Below are 23,420 nucleotides of genomic sequence, written 5' to 3' on the forward strand. Positions count from 1 at the left end.
CATTCCTCCTGGACGCCGACGAGGGCCTGACCCTCAGGGAGAGGTTCAGGCCCTCGGGGGTCCGGCCTCGTTCAGTCGAGGTCGCGCACCGACGCGTCGCGGCTCGCCACGGCACCGGCGAGGGCTGCTGCGTGCACCTCGTCGACGTCGGTGTTGGTGCGCCACCAGTCCTGTCCGACCTCGGGGAGGGTGTAGATCGGGTCGTAGTAGACGTACTCCCGTGACAGGGCAGCCGCGTCCTCACCCTCGATCGAGGTGCGGTAGTTCTTGCGCCAGAAGGACATCCCCTTGTCGCGGTCGTAGCTGTCGACCTGGTGGACCCAGCGCTTGCCGACGAACGGCACGTCGCAGACGATCCGCGGCGTCGCGAAGCCGGGGAGGTAGCCCATGATCGAGTGCTGCAGGTGCTGGGCCTCGTGCAGCGCGAGCCGCCAGTGCTCCGAGAACGGGATCATGTCGCACATGTAGAAGTAGTACGGCGTGATCATCGCCTCGTCCTGGAGGGCGAAGCAGAGGTCGAGCAGGTCCTCACTCGTGTCGTTGACGCCACGCATGAGGACGCCCTGGTTGCGGACGTCGCGCACGCCCGCCTCGAGCATCGCCGTGGAAGCCGCTGCGACGAGCGGCGTCACCGACTGGGCGTGGTTGACGTGGGTGTGGATCGCCAGCGAGACGCCACGCGAGCGGGCCAGCGCCGAGACCCGCGCGACCCCCTCGACGACGTCGTCCTGGAGCCAGTGCTGGGGCAGGCCCATGAGCGCCTTGGTCGCCAGCCGGATGTCGCGGATGTTGTCGATGCGCAGGAGCTTGTCGAGGAAGCCCTCGAGGTTCTTCCACGGCATGTTGGCGACGTCGCCACCGGAGACGACGACGTCGCGCACCTGCGGCGTGCGCTGGAGGTAGTCGAGCATCGCGGCGTGGCGGTCGACGGGCTTGCCGGCGAGCTTGAGCTTGAGCACCTGGGGCGTCGAGTTCCCGACGAGGTCCATGCGCGTGCAGTGGCCGCAGTACTGCGGGCACGTCGGCAGCATCTCGGCGAGCACCTTGGTCGGGTAGCGGTGGGTCAGGCCCTCGACCGCCCACATGTCGTGCTCGTGGAGGCTGTCGCGGGCCGCGAACGGGTGCGAGGCCCAGTCGGTACGGCGGTCGCTGAAGACGGGGAGCATGTAGCGGCGCACCGGGTCGGCGAGGAAGGCCTCGGTGAACGCGGCGCCGGCGGCGGGCATCGAGCCGTCGGCCCAGCTCATCTCGCTCACCATGGTGTTGAGCATCTGCGGAGGGACGAGCATCGACATCGTCGCGCGCTCGGCCTGGTCGCGCTCGAGGTCCTCGTAGAACGCGTCGGTGAGCAAGTCGCCCATGAGGGTGCGCAGCTGCCCCACGTTCTTGACGCAGTGGGCGCGCTGCCACTGGGCGCTGGCCCAGTCGGTCGCCGTGACCGCCCGCCATCCGGGGAAGCGGGTCCAGTCGGGCTCGACGAGCTCCCGCTGCCGGTAGACGTAGGGCTGCTCGATGTTCGTCGTCATGCATGCGAGGATACGGACAGATCGCCCGCCCGTCACATTCCTACCGCAATATTTGTTGCCGCGTGTCGCCAGACAGGAGAACTTGCGTGTCCGTCCCCTCCAGCGTCGTCTCGTCCCCGCTCGGGGTGCACCGCGTCGTCGACCCCGCGGGGGCGTCCCTCCCGCAGGCCGCCCGCGTCCTCGACACCCGGGCGGAGATCTGGCCCGACGAGGTCCGCATCGACGTCGAGACGCTCAACCTCGACGCCGCCTCCTACCGCCAGCTGCACGACAAGCACGCCGGCGACGGCGCGGCGATCCGCGCCGAGGTCCTCGAGATCGTGGGGGAGCGGGGCAAGATGCAGAACCCCGTGACCGGCAGTGGCGGCATGCTCATCGGCACGGTGGCCGAGGTCGGCCCGGAGTCCCCGCTCGGGCTCCGCCCCGGCGACCGCGTGGCGACGCTCGTCTCGCTCTCGCTCACCCCGCTGTCGATCACCGACGGCCTCGAGCGGTGGGACGGCCAGGGCGAGCGGGTCCCCGCGCGCGGCCACGCGATCCTCTTCGGCCGCTCGATCGCCGCGACCCTGCCCGAGGACCTGTCGCCCGAGCTGGCCCTCATGGTCATGGACGTCTGCGGCGCACCGGCGCTCGTGTCGAGGACCGTCGCGTCGTATGCCGTCCGCCCCGGTCGGGCGGACGACGTCTCGGTCGTCGTGCTCGGGGGAGCGGGCAAGTCCGGCTCCCTCTCGCTGGCCGCCGCCGCGGACGCAGGGGCCACCCGTCGCGTCGCGGTGGTGCGCGACGAGGAGGAGGCCCAGCTCCTGGACGGCACGGGCCTCGCGACCCACGTCGTCGTCGCGGACGCGCGCAACCCGCTGGGCCTGGCCGAGGCGCTCGAGGGCGTCGGCGGCCCGGCCGACCTCACCGTCGTCTGCGTCGACGTCACCGGCTGCGAGCAGCCCGCGATCCTCGCCACCCTCGACGGCGGCACGGTCATCTTCTTCTCCATGGCGACGAGCTTCGCAGCGGCCGCCCTCGGTGCCGAGGGCCTGGCCGCGGACGTCATCATGCTCGTCGGCAACGGCTACGTCCCCGGGCACGCGGCCTACGCGGTGGACCTCCTGCGGCGCGACGCCTCGGTACGGGCCCTGTTCGAGGGCCGGCTCAACGGGTAGCAGGGTAGTTTCGCGGTGTGGCGACGAGCATCTACATCGCGGGGACCCAGGCACGCTCCGGCAAGTCAGCGGTCGCCGTCGGCCTGCTCGAGCAGCTGAGCCGACGGGCCGGCCGCGTGGGGGTGTTCCGGCCGATCGTGCGGGCAGGGGAGCCCGACGAGCTCGTCCGGACGCTGCTGGCCCGGCTGCCCGGCACCCAGTCCGTCGAGCAGGCGTGCGGTGTGACCTACGACGACCTGCACGACGCGCCCGAGCGCGCCATGGGAGCGATCGTCGACCGCTTCCACGACGTCGCGCGTGAGCACGACGTCGTCCTCGTCGTGGGCTCGGACTTCACCGACGTCGCGGCCCCGACCGAGTTCTCCGTCAACGCAGCGGTGGCCGCCAACCTCGGGTCCCGCCTGCTGCTCGTCATCCCGGCCCACGGGCAGGCGCCGTTCGAGGTGGCCACGACTGCGGAGATGGCGGTCGCGGCGGCCCGGGGGGTCCACGCGCACGTGACCGGCGTGGTCGCCAACCAGGTGGAGCCGACCGTGCTGGAGGACGTGAGGTCCGCGGTCGCGGAGCGCGTCGGCGTGCCCGTGCAGGTCCTGCCCGAGACCCCCCTGCTGCGGGCGCCCACCGTCAGGGACCTCATGGACGCCTGCTCGGGCCGGCTCGTGCACGGTGACCCCGCCTCGCTGGACCGCGAGTGCATGGGCCTCGTGGTCGCCGCGATGACGATGCCGCACGTCCTCGACCGCCTCATCGAGGGAGGCGTCGTCATCGTGCCCGGCGACCGCGAGGACGTCGTCATCGGCGTGCTGCTCGCGCACCGGTCCAAGACGTTCCCGAGCCTGTCCGGGATCGTGCTCAACGGCGGCTTCCCGCTGCCCCCGCAGGTGGAGCGGCTCATCGAGGGGCTCGACGTCGTCCTGCCGGTCATCGCCACCGACGGCGGCACCATGGCGACCGCCAGCAGCCTCGGGGCGGCGCGCGGCCGCCTCACCCCGGAGTCCACCCGCAAGCTCGGCGCCGCCGTCGCCATGGTCGAGCGCGGGCTCGACGCGGAGGCGCTCCTCGGGCCGGTCGCGACCACGGGTGGCGGGGCGGTGACGCCGCTGATGTTCGAGCACCGCCTCGTCGACGCGGCCCGCGCGTCGCACGCGCACATCGTCCTGCCCGAGGGCGCCGAGGACCGGATCCTGCTCGCCGCCGACACCGTGCTCGCCCGGGGCATCGCCCGGCTCACCCTCCTCGGCGACGAGGACACGATCCGCTCCCACGCCGCTCGGCTCGGGGTCGACATCGCTGCGGCGGAGGTCATCGACCCCGCCACCAGCCCACTGCGAGAAGGCTTCGCGGCCGAGTACGCCCAGATCCGCGCCCACAAGGGCGTCACCCTCGACCAGGCGCGCGACCGGGTGATCGACCCGTCGTACTTCGGGACGATGATGGTCCACCAGCGGCTCGCCGACGGGATGGTCTCGGGCTGCATCACCACCACGGCCCACACGATCCGCCCGGCGCTCGAGATCGTCCGGACCGCACCGGACGTGTCGGTGGTCTCGAGCGTCTTCCTCATGTGCCTCTCCGACCGGGTCCTCGTCTACGGGGACTGCGCCGTCAACCCCGACCCCACCGCCGAGCAGCTCGCCGACATCGCCATCTCCTCCGCCCGCACGGCGCAGGGCTTCGGCATCGAGCCGCGGGTGGCGATGCTGTCCTACTCGACGGGGGAGTCGGGGACCGGCGCCGACGTCGACAAGGTCCGCGCCGCCACGGCGCTCGTCCACGAGCGCGCGCCCCAGCTGCTCGTCGAGGGACCCATCCAGTACGACGCCGCCGTCGACCCGCACGTCGCCGCGACCAAGCTCAAGGACAGCCCCGTGGCCGGGCGCGCCACCGTCCTCGTCTTCCCCGACCTCAACACCGGCAACAACACCTACAAGGCCGTGCAGCGCAGTGCGTCGGCCGTCGCGATCGGGCCGGTGCTCCAGGGCCTCAACCGGCCGGTCAACGACCTGTCGCGCGGTGCCCTGGTCCGCGACATCGTCAACACGGTGGCCATCACCGCGGTCCAGGCGGGCGCCCGATGAGCGACCCCAGACCGGTCCTCGTCGTCAACGCGGGGTCCTCCTCGCTCAAGTACCAGGTGCTCGACGCCGACACCGGGATCACTGCGGCGACCGGCCTCGTCGAGCGGATCGGCGGACCCGGGCGGCTGCGGCACACGACGCAGGGCGAGAGCCACGAGCAGGACGTCACCTGCCGCGACCACACCGAGGCTCTCGACGCCGCGCGGGCGGCCCTGCGGGAGCACGGGCCCGACCTCGGCGGGATGGGACTGTTCGCCGTCGGGCACCGGGTCGTGCACGGCGGGCCCGACTTCACCCAGCCGGTCGTCATCGACGACGACGTGGTGTCCGCGATCCACGCGCTCGTCCCGCTGGCCCCGCTGCACAACCCCGCCAACCTCGAGGGCATCCGCGGTGCGCGGGCGGCCTTCCCGGACGTCCCGCAGGTCGCCGTCTTCGACACGGCGTTCCACCAGACCCTGCCACCCGAGGCGTACACGTATGCCGTCCCGGCGGGGTGGCGGGAGCACCACAGGGTCCGCCGCTACGGCTTCCACGGGACCTCCCACCGCTACGTCTCGAGGCGCACGGCGGCTCTCCTCGGCCTCGCCCCCGAGGAGTGCAACGTCATCGTCCTGCACCTCGGCAACGGGGCCAGTGCCTGTGCGGTGCGCGGCGGCCGCAGCGTCGACACCTCGATGGGGATCTCCCCGCTCGAAGGCCTCGTCATGGGCACCCGCTCGGGGGACGTCGACCCCGCCCTCGGCGCCTACCTGGGGCGGGTCGCGGGACTCGACGCGACGGCATACGACGAGGCGCTCAACAAGGCCAGCGGCCTCCAGGGGCTCGCCGGTGACTCCGACCTGCGCGAGATCGAGGACCGTCGGGCCGCCGGCGACGCCGACGCCACGCTCGCCTTCGACGTCATGGTCCACCGGCTCCTCAAGTACGTCGGGGCGTATGCCGTCCTGCTCGGCCGGGTCGATGCCATCGCCTTCACCGGCGGCATCGGCGAGAACAGCAGCGCCGTGCGCGCGGCCGTCCTCTCCGGCCTCGGCGTCCTCGGCGTGGCGCTCGACGAGGAGGCCAACGCGTGCCGGGGCGTCGAGCAGCGCGTCACGACGGCGCGGAGTCGGGTCGCGGCCTGGGTCGTGCCGACCGACGAGGAGCTCGAGATCGCCCGGGCCTGCGTTGCCCTGCTCGGCTGACCGAGCTGGCCGGCTGTCGATCTTGCGGCACAAGGGGGTGGTGGCCGAAGGATCGGCGGCATCGTTGGTACTGTGCCGTCGTGTCTCCACGTCCCCGCCCTCTCCTCGAGCTCGACCGGGCCGACGTCCGGCGCGCTCGCTCGCTCGCCCGCACCGTCGGCAGACCGGTCGTGCGGATCGCCAACCAGCACACGACCGTCTCGGTCGAGCGGGCCACTCTGCGCCTCGCCGGCCTCGCGGGGGCTGACCACGAGCGCGTGCCGTGGGTCAACCACCTCGTCGACGCGGTCCGTGAGGGCGCCGGTCTCGAGCACGGCGTCACCCTGCCCGTGTGGGACGCCCTGCGCCGGGGCGCCGCCCCCGACCTGCTGACCCTCGCCCAGATGGCGAGCAGCCGCTCGGTCGACTTCCGGGTCCCCGAGGGCAAGGACGCCACCGCGGCGGCCAGGCAGTCGCGCACGGCCGTGGCACGCGGCATCCGCACCATCGACGCCCAGCGCGCGACGCGCGACCGGCTCATCAAGCGCCACGGCGACCCGAAGCAGCGGCCGTGGATCTACCTCATCGTCGCCACCGGGGACATCCACGAGGACATCCCGCAGGCGCAGGCCGCGGCGCGCGAGGGCGCCGACGTCATCGCCGTCATCCGCTCCACCGGCCAGAGCCTGCTCGACTACGTGCCCGAGGGTGCGACCCGTGAGGGCTACGCCGGCACCTACGCCACCCAGGAGAACTTCCGGCTCATGCGGGCCGCGCTCGACGAGACGAGCAAGGAGGTGGGGCGCTACATCCGCCTCACCAACTACGCGAGCGGTCTCTGCATGCCGGAGATCGCGGCCCTCGCCGGCCTCGAGCGGCTCGACATGATGCTCAACGACTCGATGTACGGGATCCTCTTCCGCGACATCAACCCGATCCGCACCTTCGTCGACCAGCGGTTCAGCCGCCAGGTGCACGCGCGGGCCGGGATCATCATCAACACCGGTGAGGACAACTACCTCACGACGAGCGACGCCGTCGAGGCCGCGCACACGGTGACGGTGAGCCAGCTGCTCAACGAGTACTTCGCGAAGGAGGCCGGGCTCGAGGACTGGCAGCTCGGGCTGGGCCACGCCTTCGAGATCAACCCCGACCTCCACGACAGCTTCCGGATGGAGCTCGCCCACGCGCTGCTCGCCCGCACGCTCTTCCCCGACGCGCCGCTCAAGTGGATGCCGCCGACGAAGCACATGACCGGCGACGTCTTCCGCGGCAACCTCCTCGACGGCTTCTTCAACCTCGCCGGCGCCCTCACCGGGCAGAGCATCCTGCTCGTCGGCATGATGACCGAGGCCGTCGTCACGCCGTGGATCTCCGACCGCGACATCGCCCTCCAGAACGTCCGCTACGTGCTCAACGCCGCGGGCGGGCTGAGCGAGGACTTCCACCCGCCCCGCGACGGCTTCATCCAGACCCGCGCCCGCCAGGTGCTGTCCGAGGCGATCGACCTGCTCCAGGAGATCAACGACGAGCCCGGCAAGGCGCCCCTGCTGGAGGCCATCGCCGACGGCACGTTCGGTGAGATGAAGCGTCCGGCCACGGCCGGCAAGGGCCTCGACGGCGTGGTCGTGCGTGCGGCCGGCTACGACAACCCGGCCATCACCCTGCTCGAGAACGATGAGACCCGATGAGCCACGCCACGAACGCCGACGACGTCAGCAGCCTCCCGCAGGTCATCCGTCCCTACGGTGACCAGACCGGCGACGGCATGGTCCAGGTGTCCTTCACGCTCCCCATGCCGAACGGCAAGCGGGCCGAGGGGGCCGCCCTCCAGCTCGCCGGGAAGATGGGCATCGAGCCGGCGATCGTCGTGCACCACAAGTCCATCGGGGACGGGTTCACGTTCTTCGTCGTCTACGGCTCGGTGAAGCACCTCGTCGAGCCCGGCCTCGTCGAGGTCGTCGAGCGCGAGTTCCCGCTGCTGTCCGGCAAGGAGATCAACGCCGCCATCAAGCGCCGGCTGCACCGCAAGCTCGTCGTCGTCGGTGCGTGCATCGGGACCGACGCCCACACCGTCGGCATCGACGCGATCCTCAACATCAAGGGGTTCGCCGGCGAGAAGGGCCTCGAGTACTACCGCGAGATCAAGGTCGTCAACCTCGGCGCGCAGGTCCTCGTGCCCGACCTCGTCGAGCGGGCGCGCGAGGAGAGGGCCGACGCGGTCCTCGTCAGCCAGGTCGTCACGCAGCGCGACGCGCACATCCACAACACGACGGCGATGTCAGCCGCGTTCCGGGAGGCCTTCCCCACCGGCAAGGTGCCGCTCCTCGTCGTCGGTGGGCCGCGCTTCGAGGAGGGCTCGCAGGACGCCCTCGGGGTCGACCGCATCTTCGGCCGTGGCACCACCCCCGGCGAGGTCGCGAGCTACCTCGTCCACGCCCTCGTGCCGCAGCACGACCCGGCCCAGAGCAAGGGAGCATGAGCACCATGACCGGACGCGACGACCCCACGGGCACGACGGTGCTGCACCGCCGCTACGTGCCCTACAGCCACGCGCACTACGCGGGCAACCTCGTCGACGGGGCGTACTCGCTCGCGGCCTTCGGCGACGTCGCCACCGAGATGTGCATCGTCACCGACGGCGACGAGGGCCTGTTCGCCTCCTACAGCGACGTCCAGTTCCTCGCCCCCGTCCGGGCCGGTGACTGCATCGAGATCGAGGCCACGCTCGTGCGCGTCGGCACCCGCAGCCGCGAGATGGAGTTCGTGGTCCGCGTCGTCGCCCGCGGGACCCCCGAGCGCGGCGAGTCCGCCGCCGACGTCCTCGACCCACCGGTCGTCGCGACGACGGCCCGGGGGGTCGTGGTGGTGCCGGCGCGCTGACGCCGGTGACCTACCGTGGCTCCGTGCCACGACGAATCCCGTATGCCGGCCCACGCACAGCGTGGGTCCCACGCGCCGCGGGTGCCGTCGTCGCCGGTCTGCTCCTCTGGCTCGCCTTCCCCGAGCACGACCTCTGGTGGCTCGCCCCGGTGGCCGTCGCGCTCCTGGGAGCCGTGACGCTCGACGTCGGGGGCCGCCGCGGGTTCGTCCTCGGCCTGCTCGCCGGCTGGGCCTTCTTCGTGCCGGTCCTGTCGTGGTCGGGCGTCTACGTCGGGAAGCTCCCGTGGTTCGCCCTCGCCACCCTCCAGGCGCTCTACGTCGCGCTGATGTGCGCCGTGGTCGGCTTCGTCGGCCGGCGCCTTCGCCCGAGGTGGGGGGACGCGACGTGTGCCGTGATCCCGCTCGCGTGGGTGGTCCAGGAGCTCGCGCGCGGGACGACGCCGTTCGGCGGGTTCCCCTGGGCCCGGCTCGCGTTCAGCCAGGCCGACAGCCCGCTGGCCAACGTCGCGCAGTGGCTCGGGGCGCCCGGTGTGACCTTCGCCGTCGCCGGCGTCGGGACCGCGCTCCTCGTGGCCGTCGCCTCCGTGCGCCGCCACCCCCGGACCGCCGCGGTGGCGGTCGCGGGTGGGGCGGTCGTCCTCGTCCTCTCTGGGCTGGCGACCCCGCCGATCACCGGCCGCCAGGTCACGGTGGGCCTCGTACAGGGCAACGTCCCCCGCGCGGGCCTCGACTTCAACGCCGAGCGCCGGGCGGTGCTCGACAACCACGTCCGCGGCACCGAGCTCATCGGCGAACGCCTCGCGGCGGACCCGCCGGAGAACCTCCCCGCCCCGCTCAGCCTCGTCGTCTGGCCCGAGAACGCCTCGGACATCGACCCGATCCGCAACCCCGACGCGGCCGCCCAGGTGCAGCGCGCGCTCTCGGCCGTCGGCGTGCCGGTCATCGTGGGTGCGGTCCTCCAGGAGCCGCAGCCCGAGGTCTCCAACGTCTCGCTCCTCTACCGGCCCGGGGGAGGGGAGCCGGAGCGCTACGTCAAGAACCATCCCGTGCCCTTCGCCGAGTACATCCCCTACCGCTCGTTCTTCCGGAACTTCAGCGACAAGGTCGACCTCGTCACCAAGGACTTCGCCAGGGGCTCCGAACTGGGCGCGTTCCGCGTCGACGCGTCGTCGGGTGCCTACTGGGCCCTGCCGACCATCTGCTTCGAGGTCGCCTACGACGGGCTGATGCGTGACTCGGTCACCCAGCCGGGCAAGGACGCCGGGCTCATCCTCGTCCAGACCAACAACGCGACCTTCGGCTACACCGCCGAGTCCGAGCAGCAGTTCGCGATCTCGCGGATCCGCGCCATCGAGCACGGGCGCTCGGTCGCGCACGTGTCCACCGTCGGCGTCTCGGGCTTCATCGCCCCCGACGGCTCGGTCACCGGCAAGACCGGCCTCTTCACCGCCGAGCAGGCGGTCGCCCCGGTGACGATCCGGACCGAGCGCACCTTCTCCGACCGGCTCGGCGCCTGGCCGGAGTGGGTCGCCGTGGCGGCGCTCGGCCTGCTGGTCGGCGGCGCGGGTGTCGCGCGGCGAGGCGTTAGGGTCGGACGACCCGATCCGGAGCGACCCACGAAGGACCACGTTGACTGAGCGTCCGAGCCTCGACCGCGTTGTCGTGCTCATCCCCACCTACAACGAGCGCGAGAACCTGCCGACGATCGTCGAGCGGGTGCGCCGTGAGGTCCCCGAGGTCGACGTCTGCGTCCTCGACGACAACTCCCCGGACGGCACCGGCGAGGTCGCCGACGAGCTGGCCCAGGACGACGGACAGGTCCACGTCATCCACCGCGCGGGGAAGCAGGGTCTCGGGGCGGCATACCTCCACGGGTTCGCGTGGGCGCTGGAGCAGGGCTACGACGCGGTCGTCGAGATGGACGCCGACGGGTCCCACCGACCCGAGGACCTGCGGCGCCTCCTCGCGGCCGCCTGCGACGCGGACCTCGTCATCGGCTCGCGCTGGGTGCCGGGCGGGAGGGTCGTCAACTGGCCCACCCACCGCAAGGTGCTCAGCGTGGGCGGCAACATCTACACGCGGGTGCTGCTCGGCATGGACGTCAGTGACGCCACGGCGGGCTACCGGGTCTACCGGGCCTCGGCGCTGCGCGGGCTCGACCTCGCCAGCGTCGAGTCCGCTGGGTACTGCTTCCAGGTCGACCTCACCCGACGGGCCGTCGCCGCCGGCCTCGAGGTCGTCGAGGTGCCGATCACCTTCGTCGAGCGCGAGATCGGCGACTCCAAGATGGACCAGAGCATCGTGCGCGAGTCGCTGGGCCGGATCACCGTCTGGGGAGTCCAGCGGCGCGCCGGGCAGGTGAGGGAACGGCTCGGCGGCCGCGGGCGTTGGCACCAGTTGTGACGCAACCGATCGGCTCCACCCCCTACGCGCGACGTCGCCGTCGGCCGCGCTGGCTGACCTTCGTGCTCGTCGGGCTCGTGGCCGCACCGATCATCGAGATCGCCGTGCTCGTCGTGGTGGGCCGCACCATCGGTGTGGGATGGACCCTCCTCGCGCTCCTGCTCCTCACCCTTCTCGGCACCTGGCTCATGCGACGTGAGGGCTCCCGGACGTGGAAGGCCCTGCGGGAGGCCTCACGCACCGGACGCATGCCGAGCCGGGAGATCGCCGACGGCGCCCTCGTCCTCATCGGTGGCACCTTCCTGCTCCTGCCCGGGTTCGTCAGCGACGTCATCGGGCTGTTCTTCGTGCTGCCGTTCACCCGGGTCTTCGCGCGCCGCCTCCTCGAGGCCTTCGTCGCGAGCCGGGTCCTCGTGCGGATGCCCTTCCCCTCCGGCGGTCCGGGTGGTCCGGGTGGACCCGGCGGGCCTCGCGGGCCGGGGGAGTCCGGCCCCCAGGGCACGATCCGCGGCGAGGTCGTCGACTAGCACGACCGGGACGTCCGCCGGCCACGGCGGGCCCGTGCACCCGAGGGGGTCCGATGTCCTCCTTTTGGGTGACTCCTGCGCCCCGACGGCCGCCCTACCGTGAGGTGTGGGCCGGGTTCGGCTGTTCCTCGACGGGCATGGCCTCGACCTCCTGGTCGTGGCCACGGCCGTCGTCACCGCGACCGCGACGGCCCTGCGCGACGACCTCGAGCACCCGAGCGGACCGCGGTTCGTCGTCGGCATCGTCGGGATCACCGCGGCGGTCCTCGTGCTGCTGGCCCGCCGTCGTTTCCCGTTCGCGGCACCGGCGGCGACGTGGGTGGTGTGCCCGGCGCTCTCCTTCCTCGACGGTCAGCTGATCGTCAACGGGGCCGGCATCCTCGTCGCCGGCATGGGCGCCGCGGTGCTGCTGGGCGCCCATCCGAACGCCGCGCTCTCCCGGCTGGGGCTGGTGGTCGTGCTGGCCGGGGGCCTCACGGTGGTGCGCAACGGCCCCGCCTCCTCCACCGACGACATGATCTCGGTCCCGGTGATGTTCGCCCTCGGGTGGCTCGTCGGGTGGGCCCTGCGCGAGCGCACCGAGCGGACCCGGGCGGCCGAGGAACGGGCGGTGCGCGCCGAGCGCGAGCGCGAGGCGGCCGCCCGGGTGGCCGTGGCGGAGGAGCGCGGCCGGATCGCCCGGGAGCTGCACGACATCGTCGCCCACGCGGTGAGCGTCATCGTCCTGCAGGTCGGCGCGGTCCGCCACCGGCTCCCCGAGAGCGCGACGGAGGAGCGGGAGACGCTGCGCAACGTCGAGGAGGTCGGGCGGACCGCGCTCGCCGAGATGCGCCGGCTCCTCCACGCCATGCGGGAGGAGGGGGACCGGGCCGAGCTCGCGCCACACCCCGGCCTGGGCGACCTCGACCGGTTGCTCACGGACGTCGGCGCGGCCGGCCTGCAGGTGCGGCTGCGGGTCGTCGGGGAGCCGGCGGTCCTGCCCCCGGGGCTCGACCTGTCGGCCTACCGCATCCTCCAGGAGAGCCTCACCAACAGCCTTCGGCACTCCGGGACGGGCACGGCCGACGTCACCCTCGACTACGGAGCCGACGGGCTGCGGCTCGAGGTGCGCGACCACGGCGGCCAGGACCAGGCGACCCCCGACGGACACGGCCACGGGCTCGTCGGCATCCGCGAACGGGTCAAGATCTTCGGTGGGGAGATGACGGCCGGCCCCGCCCCGGGCGGAGGGTTCCTCGTGCGGGCCCGGCTCCCGCTGGGGGACGAGGAACGATGACCATCCGGGTGCTCGTCGTCGACGACCAGTCGATGGTGCGAGCCGGCTTCCGGCTCCTCCTCGCCGACGAGCCGGACATCGAGGTGGTGGCCGAGGCCGGCACCGGCCGGGAGGCGGTCGCCCACGCGGCCCGGCTCGACCCGGACGTCATCCTCATGGACATCCGGATGCCCGAGCTCGACGGGCTCGAGGCCACCCGGCAGATCCTCGCGACGGGCACGTCGGCCAGGGTGCTCATCCTCACCACCTTCGACCTCGACGACTACGTCTTCGAGGCGCTGCGCGCCGGAGCGAGCGGGTTCGTGCTCAAGGACGACCCTCCCGAGCAGCTGCTCGCCGCCGTGCGCACCGTGGCCGCCGGTGACGCGCTGCTGTCCCCGTCCGTCACCAGGAGGGTGATCCGGCACTTCACGAGCGAACGTCGACAGTCCCCGCCACCCGGGGTGGCAGACCTCACCACGCGCGAGCTGGAGGTCTTCGGGCTCATCACGAGAGGGCTGTCCAACGCCGAGATCGGCCGGGAGCTGTTCATCAGCGACACGACGGTCAAGACGCACGTCACGCGGCTGCTGCAGAAGCTCGGCCTGCGCGACCGGGCCCAGGCGATCGTCCTCGCCTACCAGACCGGCCTCTTCGACGCGCCCTGAGCGCGACGTCCTCCCTGAGGACCAGTGCGGGTCGTCGGTTGGTCGTAGCGCAGACACGACCTCGCGACGACGCGCTCCCGCCGTGGCGTCCCTAACGTCGTGGACAGGCACCACAGCACCGGAAGGAGAACCACATGATCACCATCGACAACCTGTCCAGGACCTACGGCTCCACCGTCGCGGTCGACCACGTCAGCTTCGTCGCCGAGGCCGGCCGGGTGACCGGCTTCCTCGGTCCCAACGGGGCCGGCAAGTCCACGACGATGCGGATGATCGTCGGCCTCACCCAGCCCACGACCGGGACGGCCACCATCGCCGGTCGCCGGTTCGCGGACCTGCCCAACCCGGGCGTCGCGGTCGGCGTGATGCTGGACGCGTCCGCCCAGCACGCCGGCCGCACCGGCCGGGAGATCCTCGGCATCGCCCAGCAGACCATGGGCGTGCCCGCCCGCCGCGTCGAGGAGATGCTCGAGCTCGTCAGCCTGACCCCGGCCGAGGCGGACCGGCGGGTGGGGAACTACTCGCTCGGCATGCGCCAGCGGCTCGGGGTGGGCACCGCCCTCATCGGGAACCCCGGGGTCCTCGTCCTCGACGAGCCGGCCAACGGGCTCGACCCGGCCGGCATCCGCTGGATGCGCGACCTGCTCCGTGACTTCGCGGACGGGGGCGGGACCGTCCTCCTGTCCTCGCACCTCCTGCGCGAGGTCGAGATCATCGCCGACGACATCGTCATGATCGGCCAGGGCCGGATCGTCTGCCAAGGCTCCAAGGCGAGCCTGCTGCGCGGCGAGGGCAGCGTCGCCCGGGCCGCGGACCCCCGGGCCCTGCTGCGGGCGCTCCACGCCTCCGGGCACGTCGCCACGGTCACCAGCGACGGCGCCCTGGCCACGGCGGCCGAGCCGTCGGTGGTCGGCCAGGTCGCGATCGAGCACCGGGTGGCGCTCACCGAGCTGCGCGCCGCCGAGAGCGGACTCGAGGACATGTTCCTCGAGCTCACCGCCAACACCCAACGAGACACCCGTCGAGAAAGGACAGTGGCATGACCACCCTCACCCGCACCGTTCCCGCGCAGGCGCTGGACCGCGACGCTCCCATCCCTTTGGCGCGCGTCGTCCGGGTCGAGCTGCGCAAGATGTTCAACACCCGCGCCGGCTTCTGGCTCCTGGCGAGCCTCGTCATCGTGGGCGTCCTCGCCACCATCGGGACGATCCTCTTCGCCCCCGACGACCAGCTCACCCACAACACGTTCGCGGCGGCGATCGGCTTCCCCATGACGATCGTGCTCCCGATCATCGCGATCCTCTCGATCACCGGTGAATGGAGCCAGCGCACCGGGCTGACCACGTTCACGCTCGTCCCGCACCGCGGCCGGGTCCTCGTGGCCAAGACCATCGCCTCGGTGGTCGTCGGGATCGCCGCGATGCTCGTCGCGCTCGTCGTGGGCGTGCTCGGCAACGTCGTCGGCACGACCCTCTCGGGGACCGACCTGGTCTGGGACCTCTCGGCCGCCCAGTTCGGGACCATCGTGGTCGGCAGCCTGCTCTGCCTGCTCACGGGCACGATGCTCGGCATGCTCATCCGGAACTCCCCGGGTGCGCTCGTCACCTACTTCGTCATGACCCTCGTGCTCCCCACCCTCTTCGGGATCCTCGCGGCCAACCAGGCCGACTTCGCGGACGTCCGGCCGTGGGTGGACGCCGAGCTGGCCCGGTCGTTCCTCTTCGAGGGACCGCCGACCGGCCAGCAGTGGGGCCAGGTCGCGACCACGGTCCTGCTGTGGCTGGTGCTGCCGGCCCTGGTCGGCCTCCGGTTCGTCGTGCGCTCGGAGGTGAAGTAGCCCACCCGGGTCGGTGGCCCCGTCGCCTTCGGGCGGCGGGGCCACCGATGTGCCCACGACATGCGGATGCCGTGTGCCCGAGGTGGGCACACGGCATTCGACGTGGGGGAGGGGGACGCCTCAGGCGGACTTCTTCTTGCCCGGCTTCTCGCCGCGGCTCGCGCGCAGCAGGGTGAGGCGCTCCTCGAGGAGCTCCTCGAGCTCGGGGATGGAGCGGCGCTCGAGCAGCATGTCCCAGTGGGTGCGCACGTGCTTGACCGGCTTGGCCTCGGGCTCGGGGCCGCCGCCCTGGAGCTTGGCCTCCTCGCCGCAACGGCACTCCCACACGGCCGGGATCTCGGCCTCGATCGAGAACGGGAGCTCGATGCGGTGGCCCTGGGGGCACAGGTAGGTGGTGATCTGACGCTCGCTCGGGACGACGTTCACGTCCGTCTCCATGCTGAGGGCGCCGAGTCGGCTGCCGCGCAGGCTGCGTTCTGCCATGGGGTTACTCCCAACGAAATGGTGGATCCCGGCGGATGGGTGCAACGCCGGGTGTCACTGAGTGGAACGCCTGAGGACCGGGTGTTTGTTCCGGACAGCGAGGACGTCGCTGCACCCTCGGCGGGGTGGGCGTTCCCGCTGTGACTTGCCTCACGCCGAAACGGCGCGACAGATCAGTCTAGCGGACTCAGACCACTGCTGGCACCTCGTTGCCGGCCTCCCGGATGCCGCGGGGCATGTCCACCTTGGCGAGGAGGACCCCGCCGAGGACGAAGAAGACGATGAGCGCGAGGATCGCCGGCCGGTACGAGTCGGTGAGCTGGTGGACGACACCGAAGATCACGGCGCCGAACCAGCTCGTGCCGCGCTCGAGCGCCTGGTAGAGGCTGAAGAACTCCGCCTCCCGGTCCCGGGGGACCAGCTGCGAGTACATCGACCGGCTCAGTGCCTGCGTTCCGCCCATGACCAGGCCGATGCCGACCCCGAGGGCGAAGAGCGCGGCGAGGGCCTTCTCGGGCACGAAGTAGGCCGAGATGATGACGAGGACCCACATGCCGATGCCGCCGAGCACGGTGCGCCACGCCCCCAGGCGACGGGCGACCTGGCCGAAGATCAGGGCCCCACCGAACGCGACGAACTGCACCATGAGGAAGAGCGTGAGCATGGTCGTCTCGGAGAAGCCGAGCTCGGCCGTCCCGTAGAGGCTCGACTGCCCGATGACGGTCTGGATGCCGTCGTTGAAGAACATGTACGCGACGAGGAAGAGCAGCGTCTGGCGCAGGCCCAGCAGGTGACGGAAGGTGTCCTTGAGCTGCCGGAAGGTCCCCCCGAGCACCCCGGCCTTCGCGGCGACCACCGGCCGCTCCACGCCGCGCATCTGCCACATGCCGAGGACCGGGATCAGGGTGAACAGCCCCCACCACAGGCCGGCCATGAGCATGCTGATCCGTACGGCCTGCCCGGTGCCCCCGAGGGCATCGGCGTTGCTCAGCATGAGGAAGTTGATCGCGAGCAGGATGCCTCCACCGAGGTAGCCCAGGGCCCACCCGCGGGACGACACCTTGTCGCGGTCGTCGGGGTGGGCGATGCGCACGAGGATGGCGTCGTAGACGACCAGCGAGGCCCCGAGCGCGATGCTCGCAACCATGAGGAGCAGGACCCCGAGGCCCCAGTTGGTCCCCTCGACGAGGAACATCGCCGACGCGGCGAGGGCGCCGATGCCGGCGAAGAGGGCCATGAGCCGAGCCGGTCGCTGGGTGCGGTCGGCGATCGCCCCGACGAAGATGAGGAGCAGGGCACCAACGAAGGTCGACAGCCCGACGGTGTAGGGGTGGAGCGAACCCGGGTCGATCGGCAGCCCGAGCACGTTGAGGTCCGTGGTGCAGTCCGCGCCCTCGGCCAGCCCGGGGCACGCCGCCTCGGTCGCGATCGAGGTGAGGTAGGGCCCGAAGAGGACCGTCGCGGTGGTCGTGACGAAGGCGGAGTTGGCCCAGTCGTACCAGTACCACGGACGTTGGTACCGGGCGTTGGTGGCGTAGTCCTCGGCGATGGCGAGGTCTGACTGCGTCGTCATGCGCCGAACTGTCGCACACCCGACCGGGACGGGGGGCGAGTACGTCTACTCAGCCCGCGAACTCCCAGTGCCACGGCTCCGGGGTGGCGCCGCCGGGGCCGGCCCAGCTCGGGTGGAACCAGCCGTAGACCGGCGCGTTCTGCTTCATCCAGAGGTGGGCGGGGGAGCCGAAGTTGTTGATGCCGCCGCAGAGGTCCAGGGCCATGCCGAGACCGTGTCGGCTCGTGCCGGGCCGGGCCGCGAACCGCCCGCGCTTGGCCTTGGTGACGTACTGCTGGCTGAGCGAGCGGTAGGAGTCGGTGACGCAGATCGGGCTGCCGGTCTGCTTGGCGTAGGCCTGGGTCATCGCGTTGAACGCGGCCGCGGCGCGGGGCGAGAGCATCTCGCCCGGCGCCTGCCACAGGGGGCAGAGGGCGCTCGTGGGGTACATGCCGTTGGGGTAGGCGGAGGAGGCGTTGCTGCAGGGCTTGCCGATACCGGCGGAGTCGAACGTCTTGCCGAGCACCTTGACGAGCTTGGTGTATGCCGCCTTGGCCGCCGGGGTCTGGATGCCGGCGAGGTAGGCCGCGATCGGACTGGCCCTGGCCACGTCGGCGGCGTGCGACTTCTGGAGCGCGGTGAGCTTGGTCTGCTGGGTCCGCACGAGGGCGTCGAGCGTGGCCTTCTCGCGGGCGATCTTGGCCGAGGCGTCGGTCGCGGCCTTCTGTGCCGCGCTGCGGCTGGCGGTCAGCTCGTCCTGGCGCTTGGTGAGCACCCGGACCTCATCCACGGCGCGCACCCGTTGGTCGGTGAGGTAGGAGAGGTCACCGAGCGGGTCCCCGACCTCGGCCTCCTCGGCCCGCATGGCGTCGAGGAACGAGAGCAGCTCGCCCCCGGATCCGCCCTCGGCGTAGGCCTGGAAGGCCCACTCGCGCACGATCGCACGGGCCCGGTCCAGTCGGCCCTTGAGGACGCCCAGCTCCACGGCGGCCTGTGCGGCGGACGCGGTGGCGGCCTGCTCGGTCGCCGTGGCTCCGGTCAGCGACTCAAGCAGGGCGTTGGACTGCGAGGCCAGCCCCTGAAGCTCCTTGAGGGCGACCGCGAGACCGCTGTTGGACGCGGTGATCTGCGCCCAGATCTGCTCCGCGGCGGCGACCTGGTTGCCCAGCTCGGTCGTGCTCAGGGTGACGTCGGGGTCGAACGAGGTCGGTCCGTTGTCGGGGTCATCGCTGCGCGGCGGCTGCCACGGCGGCTGCACCGTCGGCTTCGGCGTGGACGTCGGACGCGGGGTGGTGCTGGGCGCCGGTGGCGTCGTGGGTGGTGCCGTCGTCGGCGGGCTGGGGGGAGGAGTCGTGGGGGGCGGGGTCGTCACCGGGGGCGGCGTCGGGTCCGGCGTCGGGTCCGGCGTCGTCGGGTCGGGAGAGGGCGTCGGGTCGGGCGTGGGCTCGGGGGTCGGCTCGGAGATGCCCGGGGGGCTCGGCTCGACCGGCTCCGCGGCGGCGGAACCGAGGGTCAGCGCAACGGCGACCACGGACGCGGCGAGGCCTGCCGCGATCCGCGAGGGGCGAATCCGTTGCATGTGTGAGTCACTCTCCGGGCGCCCGTGCACCCCCTGCGTCGCCGGGGTGTGTCCCGGGCGTCCTGGACCCAGCGTAGAGGAGCCCTCAGGGCCTGTCAGGCGTTGGACTGCTGTCCGATCGCCGCGGTGACCGCCTTCGCGAGGGCCGCGTGACCAGCGTCGTTGGGGTTGGTGCCGCCCTCGACCATGAGGTCGGGCTGGCCCACGAGCGGCTGCTTGGTGTCGAGCGCCACGGCCCCGGCGGCCTTGGCGGCGGCCTGCACGGCCGCCGTCAGCGACGCCAGGGAGTCGGGGACCTCCCGGAGGTCCCACCACGGGTTGACGACGTAGATCCGGGCGTCCGGCAGGGCCTTGCGCAGGCTCGTCAGCGTCGTCGACACGGCCGCCGCGACGTCGTCGGCCGGGAGCCCCGTGTCGTTGCCGCCACCGGTGACGACGACCGTCGACGGCTTCGCGGCCACGACGTCGTCCACCGACTGCGCGAAGTTGGGGCACGGCTCGGCTCCGCACGAACCCTCCGGGCCCCGGCGCAGGTAGCCGGTGCGGGCGTGGCCGAGGTTGACCTCCTTCTGTCCGAGCTCGGCCGCGACGAGGGCCGTCCAGCGCTTCGCCGGGCTGGTCGCCGACGTCCCCTCGGTCACGGAGTCACCAAGGAACACGACCGGTCCGCTGGGTCTCGGTGCCGTCGGCGACGGCGTGGGCGTGCTGGTGGCGCTGCCCGAACCGGAGGCCGATCCCGCCGGGGCGCCCACGGACTGCATCGCGGGTGTGCGGAGGGAGAAGCCGACGAGCACAAGGGTCAGGACCAGCAGACCCGCCAGGGCGCCGTTCTTGAGGCGGTCGTTCATGGGCTGGAGTGTCCCACGCTCCCCGGCGGGAGGAGGGAGGCGCGTCCTGTCCGGTCGAGACACCTCATCGGACAAGAGCGGTCGTCCTGTGTGACGACCCCGCGGGTGGCCTACTTGGACGGGTCCGTCGCCGACGCGCCCGTGGCCCCCACCGTCCGACGCATCGAAGCAGGTGCAGTCGATACACGCTCCCGCGAGACGACCGGCTCAAGCTGTTCGCGCTGACGCTCCAGTGACCGACCCGGTCGCCTGACCTCCGCCGCCGTCCGTCCACAGGGCGGCGGACGGCCGTGCGTCGTCCACAGATCACGGCGGTGCCACTGGTCGGGGGAGCGGTCACGGCAGCACGCTCGGGACTGACATCGGTGCCGGGAGCGGCGGATCGGGGAGTGGAGAATGGCGGCGAAGGCCCTTCGGGAGGACGAGGTCACGACCAACAGCGTCGAGCTCGTCGGCCGGGTCAGCGGTGACCCCGAGTCGCGGGTGCTGCCCAGCGGGGACGTCCTCGTCACCCTCCGACTCGTCGTGCCACGTCCGGCCGGGGGACCCGTCGACACCATCGACCTCGCCTGCTGGTCGGCGTCGTCGCGTCGGGCCGCGGTCAGGCTGACCGACGGTGACACGGTCCACGTCACCGGGGCCCTGCGCCGCCGCTTCTTCCGGACGGCCGGGGGAGCGGCAAGCCGCTACGAGGTCGAGGTCAGCCGGTTGTCGCGGCGTCGGGTCAGTGGGTGAGCTTGAGGCCGACGACGCCGGCGACGATGAGGCCGACGAGCAGCAGCCGCACGGCCGACGCCGGCTCCTCGCCGGTGGCCATCGCCCACCCGACGGTGAGGACGGCACCGATGCCGACCCACACGGCATACGCCGTGCCGACCGGGAGCTCACGCATCGCCCAGGCGAGGCCGCCCATGCTGAGGACGAGCGCGATCCCGAAGGTGACCGACGGCGCGAGACGGGTGAGGCCTTCGGACCTGCCGAGGGCGGTGGCCCAGACGGCTTCGAGCACACCGGAGAGGACGAGGACGATCCATGACATGACGGGCGCTCCTGCGGGCCGTCTTGTCGCGTTCCGGGTACGGCGCCCCTCGTCCGGGAACCCGTGTCGGGCTCTGGTTCGAGGCTCCCATGCGGGGGAGCGGGGGGCAAACCGGCTCGGGCAGGTGCCGCTCAGAGGTCCTTCTCGTAGTAGATCGCGAGCGGCCCCTCGCCGCGCCCCTCGTGGCAGTCGAAGCCGAGGTCCTCGTAGAGGTGGCGGGCCGCCTCGTCGTCCTCGGAGGTGTTGAGGTCGACGTACCCCGCGCCGCGGGCCCGGCAGTGGTCGAGGACGTCCGTGAGGAAGGCGCGACCCAGGCCACGGTTGCGGTGAGCGGGCGCCACGTAGAGCTCGGCGAGGTAGGCCTCGACGAGGTCCGCCCAGGTGGCGGTGCGGAACCGGACGATGGCCAGGCCGACGGCGGGGTCGCCGGCGAGCAGGACGCTGGTGTCGCCACCGTCGACGAGGCGGGTCAGATGCCTCGCCATCTCGTCGACCTCTGGGGCCGGGTCGTCGTACTCCCGCTGGAAGTCGGCGAAGAGCTCTGCGGCGCAGCGGAACTCGTCCGGCGTCCGGGCGACCCTGGCAACCTTGTCGACCACCATCGTTCGAGGCTAGTCGCGAGTCACCCGCTGTGCGAAGGAGATCGTGCGTTCGAGTGCGTGCTGCGCGTCCTCGAGGGCCAGGTCGAACTGGTACTCGTGCCCGAGCTCCGGGGTGTGGTCGTCCTCGTAGAACAGCTCGTCGGTCTCGACGTCGAGCTCACCGAGCCGCGCCGCGAGAGGCCTCGACTGCGTGGCGGTGAGGGGGTCGGCGTTGCCCCCGGTGATGAGGGTCGGCGGAAAGGCCCCGGTGACGTGCCCCACGGCGGACATCTGCCGGGCGGCGGCCGATCCCGCGAAGTCGCGCTCGCCGGTGTAGGCCCACAGCGCCTGCTTCACGCCCCACCCGACGAGCCCGCCGCTTGCGCCCATGGCGGGGACGTCGTAGATGCCGCAGTTGAGGACGACCCCACGCAGTGACCCGACGGGGATCGCCGGGTCGACACCGAGGTCGCGCGCGGTGGCCGGTGAGGTGATCGCCGCGGCCAGCTGCGCGGAGAGCTGGGCGCCGGCGGAGTCGCCGGCGAGCACGATGCGCCTGGGGTCGACGTGCAGCTCGTCGGCGTGGGTCAGGAGGTGGGCGTGGGCGTCGTTGAGCTGGTGGACCGCGGTGGGGTACCGCTGCCCCGGTGCGATCGAGTAGCCGACCGACACCACGGTGAACCCGGCCTGGACGAGGCGCTGGTAGTAGCCGGCGTAGTGCGTGCGATGGCCCGAGATCCACGCGCCACCATGAGTCCACACGATCGTGGGCCGGGCGCCGGTGGCGCCGACGGCCGTGTAGACGTCGAGCAGCGCGTCGGGGTCGTCGTCGCGGTAGGCGACGTCCGCGATGACGTCGGTCGCCGGTGCGTCCACGGCCAGGGCCTCGGTCGTGGCGTCGGCGTCACGGTCGAACAACGCCCGGACGACGAGGGCGCCGGGGGTCGGGCTCAGGCCGAACGCCGCCACGCCCACGACGAGCGGGAGGAGCACGGCCGCGGCGACCCAGCGCAGACGGTGCCGCTCCCGGCGCTGGGGGTGCTCGGGTGCAGCCTGGTCGGGCGGGCCGTCGTCCACCGCTCGGGGCTCCGCTCAGCCCGACGCCGAGAGACGGGCGTCGTTCCCGTCGGGGTCGACGAGGACCACCGCGACGGTGGGGTCCCCGGTCGGCCCGGACACCTGCCGGGCGCCGAGCTCGACCAGTCGTTCGACCTCGGCCCGCAGATCGGCGCCGTCCGCCGCAGCAACCTCGAGGCGCACCCGGTCGGGTCCCAGCCGCGGCATCAGCGGGGGACCGCTCCATGTGACCTTCGACCCGCCGTCCGGTGACTGGATGGCCGTCTCCTCGTCCTGGTCCCACACGAGCGGCCAGCCCAGGGCGCGGCTCCAGAACTGGCCGACCGCCCGGCTCCCGTCACAGTTGACCGCACCGATCCGGTCGGTGTCGGACAGGAACGCGTTGCCCGGTTCGATGACGCACAGCTCGTTGCCCCCCGGGTCGGCCAGGACGACGTGGCGGTCCGCGGCGGTCTGACCGATGTCGATGTGCCGTCCTCCGAGCTCCAGCGCGAGGGCCACCGTCGCTTCCAGGTCCTCCTGCGACGCCGTCGTGAGGTCGAGGTGGATCCGGTTGGGTCCCACCTTCGGCAGCGCGGATCGCTGGACGACCAGGGTGAGCCCGGCGTCGCGTGACCGCACCCGCACCTGGTCCTCGGACACCTGTTCGAGGAGGTCACGGCCGAGCACGCCGGCCCAGAACGAGGCGACGACCATCGGTTCGGTGGCGTCGACGCTCACGGCGGCGAGCGTCAGGCTCATGGAGGTCTCCGTCCGGATCG

23 protein-coding genes and 1 riboswitch are annotated in these 23,420 nt (G+C 72.2%); of the genes, 14 read left to right on the plus strand and 9 right to left on the minus strand.

Annotation, left to right across the window (positions count from 1 at the left end; translation table 11 throughout):
• Positions 1 to 71 precede the first annotated feature (71 nt).
• Positions 72 to 1,526, minus strand: coding sequence for a KamA family radical SAM protein (locus tag AC3EU2_RS16300; protein WP_488177327.1), 1,455 nt, complete (start codon positions 1,524 to 1,526; stop codon positions 72 to 74).
• 86 nt (positions 1,527 to 1,612) lie between these two features.
• On the opposite strand from AC3EU2_RS16300, the gene kdd reads away from it, so the two are divergent.
• The 13 genes from kdd (at position 1,613) to AC3EU2_RS16365 (ending at position 15,500) form a co-directional block, all read left to right on the plus strand.
• Complete coding sequence (gene kdd, locus AC3EU2_RS16305; protein ID WP_488177328.1) at positions 1,613 to 2,683, plus strand: L-erythro-3,5-diaminohexanoate dehydrogenase; 1,071 nt, start codon at positions 1,613 to 1,615, stop codon at positions 2,681 to 2,683.
• 17 nt (positions 2,684 to 2,700) lie between these two features.
• Entirely contained in the window at positions 2,701 to 4,761 is a 2,061-nt protein-coding gene (gene pta, locus AC3EU2_RS16310; RefSeq protein WP_488177329.1) for a phosphate acetyltransferase, read from the plus strand.
• Positions 4,758 to 5,948, plus strand: coding sequence for an acetate/propionate family kinase (locus AC3EU2_RS16315; RefSeq protein ID WP_488177330.1), 1,191 nt, complete (start codon positions 4,758 to 4,760; stop codon positions 5,946 to 5,948). The genes pta and AC3EU2_RS16315 overlap by 4 nt, the downstream gene beginning before the upstream one ends.
• 80 nt (positions 5,949 to 6,028) lie before the next feature.
• A complete protein-coding gene (gene kamD / locus AC3EU2_RS16320) occupies positions 6,029 to 7,618 on the plus strand; it encodes a lysine 5,6-aminomutase subunit alpha (RefSeq protein ID WP_488177331.1) in 1,590 nt (529 codons plus the stop codon).
• On the plus strand, positions 7,615 to 8,409 hold the full coding sequence (gene kamE, locus AC3EU2_RS16325; protein ID WP_488177332.1) for a lysine 5,6-aminomutase subunit beta: 795 nt from the start codon (positions 7,615 to 7,617) through the stop codon (positions 8,407 to 8,409). The genes kamD and kamE overlap by 4 nt, the downstream gene beginning before the upstream one ends.
• Positions 8,406 to 8,810, plus strand: a complete 405-nt coding sequence (kal, locus tag AC3EU2_RS16330; protein WP_488177333.1) for a 3-aminobutyryl-CoA ammonia lyase — start codon at positions 8,406 to 8,408, stop codon at positions 8,808 to 8,810. The genes kamE and kal overlap by 4 nt, the downstream gene beginning before the upstream one ends.
• Positions 8,811 to 8,833: 23 nt before the next feature.
• On the plus strand, positions 8,834 to 10,447 hold the full coding sequence (gene lnt / locus AC3EU2_RS16335) for an apolipoprotein N-acyltransferase (RefSeq protein ID WP_488177334.1): 1,614 nt from the start codon (positions 8,834 to 8,836) through the stop codon (positions 10,445 to 10,447).
• Positions 10,440 to 11,213, plus strand: a complete 774-nt coding sequence (locus AC3EU2_RS16340; RefSeq protein ID WP_488177335.1) for a polyprenol monophosphomannose synthase — start codon at positions 10,440 to 10,442, stop codon at positions 11,211 to 11,213. The genes lnt and AC3EU2_RS16340 overlap by 8 nt, the downstream gene beginning before the upstream one ends.
• On the plus strand, positions 11,210 to 11,740 hold the full coding sequence (locus tag AC3EU2_RS16345; RefSeq protein WP_488177336.1) for an FxsA family protein: 531 nt from the start codon (positions 11,210 to 11,212) through the stop codon (positions 11,738 to 11,740). The genes AC3EU2_RS16340 and AC3EU2_RS16345 overlap by 4 nt, the downstream gene beginning before the upstream one ends.
• 106 nt (positions 11,741 to 11,846) lie before the next feature.
• A complete protein-coding gene (locus tag AC3EU2_RS16350) occupies positions 11,847 to 13,016 on the plus strand; it encodes a sensor histidine kinase (protein WP_488177337.1) in 1,170 nt (389 codons plus the stop codon).
• Entirely contained in the window at positions 13,013 to 13,663 is a 651-nt protein-coding gene (locus AC3EU2_RS16355) for a response regulator (protein ID WP_488177338.1), read from the plus strand. Before AC3EU2_RS16350 ends, AC3EU2_RS16355 begins: the two co-directional genes overlap by 4 nt.
• A 134-nt stretch (positions 13,664 to 13,797) precedes the next feature.
• Complete coding sequence (locus AC3EU2_RS16360) at positions 13,798 to 14,706, plus strand: ABC transporter ATP-binding protein (RefSeq protein WP_488177339.1); 909 nt, start codon at positions 13,798 to 13,800, stop codon at positions 14,704 to 14,706.
• Positions 14,703 to 15,500, plus strand: a complete 798-nt coding sequence (locus AC3EU2_RS16365; protein WP_488177340.1) for an ABC transporter permease — start codon at positions 14,703 to 14,705, stop codon at positions 15,498 to 15,500. Before AC3EU2_RS16360 ends, AC3EU2_RS16365 begins: the two co-directional genes overlap by 4 nt.
• A 120-nt stretch (positions 15,501 to 15,620) precedes the next feature.
• Here the strand turns inward: AC3EU2_RS16365 and AC3EU2_RS16370 are convergent, their stop codons facing one another.
• From AC3EU2_RS16370 to AC3EU2_RS16385, 4 genes are all read right to left on the minus strand, one after another.
• Positions 15,621 to 15,983, minus strand: a complete 363-nt coding sequence (locus AC3EU2_RS16370) for an RNA polymerase-binding protein RbpA (protein ID WP_488177341.1) — start codon at positions 15,981 to 15,983, stop codon at positions 15,621 to 15,623.
• A 187-nt stretch (positions 15,984 to 16,170) separates the two neighbouring features.
• Positions 16,171 to 17,556: an MFS transporter gene (locus AC3EU2_RS16375; RefSeq protein WP_488177342.1), complete on the minus strand. Its 1,386-nt coding sequence runs from the start codon at positions 17,554 to 17,556 to the stop codon at positions 16,171 to 16,173.
• Between the two features lie 49 nt (positions 17,557 to 17,605).
• Positions 17,606 to 19,114 carry a D-alanyl-D-alanine carboxypeptidase family protein gene (locus AC3EU2_RS16380; RefSeq protein ID WP_488177343.1) on the minus strand — a complete coding sequence of 503 codons (1,509 nt, stop codon included), beginning with the start codon at positions 19,112 to 19,114 and terminating at the stop codon, positions 17,606 to 17,608.
• A 95-nt stretch (positions 19,115 to 19,209) separates the two neighbouring features.
• Positions 19,210 to 19,962: an SGNH/GDSL hydrolase family protein gene (locus tag AC3EU2_RS16385; protein WP_488177344.1), complete on the minus strand. Its 753-nt coding sequence runs from the start codon at positions 19,960 to 19,962 to the stop codon at positions 19,210 to 19,212.
• A 396-nt stretch (positions 19,963 to 20,358) separates the two neighbouring features.
• Between AC3EU2_RS16385 and AC3EU2_RS16390 the strand changes: the two genes are divergently transcribed.
• Positions 20,359 to 20,697, plus strand: a complete 339-nt coding sequence (locus tag AC3EU2_RS16390; protein ID WP_488177345.1) for a single-stranded DNA-binding protein — start codon at positions 20,359 to 20,361, stop codon at positions 20,695 to 20,697.
• Here AC3EU2_RS16390 and AC3EU2_RS16395 read toward each other — a convergent pair.
• The 4 genes from AC3EU2_RS16395 to AC3EU2_RS16410 all read right to left on the minus strand — a co-directional run bounded on the left by AC3EU2_RS16395 (position 20,687) and on the right by AC3EU2_RS16410 (position 23,400).
• Positions 20,687 to 21,001 (minus strand): DMT family transporter, encoded by a 315-nt coding sequence (locus AC3EU2_RS16395; RefSeq protein ID WP_488177346.1) that lies wholly within the window; start codon positions 20,999 to 21,001, stop codon positions 20,687 to 20,689. The genes AC3EU2_RS16390 and AC3EU2_RS16395 overlap by 11 nt on opposite strands.
• A 12-nt stretch (positions 21,002 to 21,013) precedes the next feature.
• Positions 21,014 to 21,078, minus strand: a riboswitch (guanidine-III (ykkC-III) riboswitch).
• A gap of 54 nt (positions 21,079 to 21,132) precedes the next feature.
• Entirely contained in the window at positions 21,133 to 21,603 is a 471-nt protein-coding gene (locus AC3EU2_RS16400; RefSeq protein ID WP_488177347.1) for a GNAT family N-acetyltransferase, read from the minus strand.
• Positions 21,604 to 21,612: 9 nt separating this feature from the next.
• The gene (locus AC3EU2_RS16405; protein WP_488177348.1) at positions 21,613 to 22,659 is read right to left on the minus strand and encodes an alpha/beta hydrolase; all 1,047 of its coding nucleotides are present in this window, start codon (positions 22,657 to 22,659) and stop codon (positions 21,613 to 21,615) included.
• A gap of 15 nt (positions 22,660 to 22,674) precedes the next feature.
• Positions 22,675 to 23,400, minus strand: coding sequence for a VOC family protein (locus AC3EU2_RS16410; protein WP_488177349.1), 726 nt, complete (start codon positions 23,398 to 23,400; stop codon positions 22,675 to 22,677).
• Between the last annotated feature and the right edge of the window lie 20 nt (positions 23,401 to 23,420).

The organism is Knoellia sp. B-D-2 (genome assembly GCF_057714695.1).

Excerpts from the sequence above, each read along its gene's own strand:
- AC3EU2_RS16315 (WP_488177330.1), top strand. The coding sequence starts at position 4,758 with ATGAGCGACCCCAGACCGGTCCTCGTCGTCAACGCGGGGTCCTCCTCG.
- kamE (WP_488177332.1), top strand. The coding sequence starts at position 7,615 with ATGAGCCACGCCACGAACGCCGACGACGTCAGCAGCCTCCCGCAGGTC.
- AC3EU2_RS16360 (WP_488177339.1), top strand. The coding sequence starts at position 13,798 with ATGATCACCATCGACAACCTGTCCAGGACCTACGGCTCCACCGTCGCG.
- AC3EU2_RS16380 (WP_488177343.1), bottom strand. The coding sequence starts at position 19,114 with ATGCAACGGATTCGCCCCTCGCGGATCGCGGCAGGCCTCGCCGCGTCC.
- AC3EU2_RS16355 (WP_488177338.1), top strand. The coding sequence starts at position 13,013 with ATGACCATCCGGGTGCTCGTCGTCGACGACCAGTCGATGGTGCGAGCC.
- AC3EU2_RS16300 (WP_488177327.1), bottom strand. The coding sequence starts at position 1,526 with ATGACGACGAACATCGAGCAGCCCTACGTCTACCGGCAGCGGGAGCTC.
- AC3EU2_RS16370 (WP_488177341.1), bottom strand. The coding sequence starts at position 15,983 with ATGGCAGAACGCAGCCTGCGCGGCAGCCGACTCGGCGCCCTCAGCATG.
- AC3EU2_RS16395 (WP_488177346.1), bottom strand. The coding sequence starts at position 21,001 with ATGTCATGGATCGTCCTCGTCCTCTCCGGTGTGCTCGAAGCCGTCTGG.
- AC3EU2_RS16375 (WP_488177342.1), bottom strand. The coding sequence starts at position 17,556 with ATGACGACGCAGTCAGACCTCGCCATCGCCGAGGACTACGCCACCAAC.
- kal (WP_488177333.1), top strand. The coding sequence starts at position 8,406 with ATGAGCACCATGACCGGACGCGACGACCCCACGGGCACGACGGTGCTG.
- AC3EU2_RS16365 (WP_488177340.1), top strand. The coding sequence starts at position 14,703 with ATGACCACCCTCACCCGCACCGTTCCCGCGCAGGCGCTGGACCGCGAC.
- AC3EU2_RS16390 (WP_488177345.1), top strand. The coding sequence starts at position 20,359 with ATGGCGGCGAAGGCCCTTCGGGAGGACGAGGTCACGACCAACAGCGTC.
- AC3EU2_RS16385 (WP_488177344.1), bottom strand. The coding sequence starts at position 19,962 with ATGAACGACCGCCTCAAGAACGGCGCCCTGGCGGGTCTGCTGGTCCTG.
- AC3EU2_RS16400 (WP_488177347.1), bottom strand. The coding sequence starts at position 21,603 with ATGGTGGTCGACAAGGTTGCCAGGGTCGCCCGGACGCCGGACGAGTTC.
- AC3EU2_RS16410 (WP_488177349.1), bottom strand. The coding sequence starts at position 23,400 with ATGAGCCTGACGCTCGCCGCCGTGAGCGTCGACGCCACCGAACCGATG.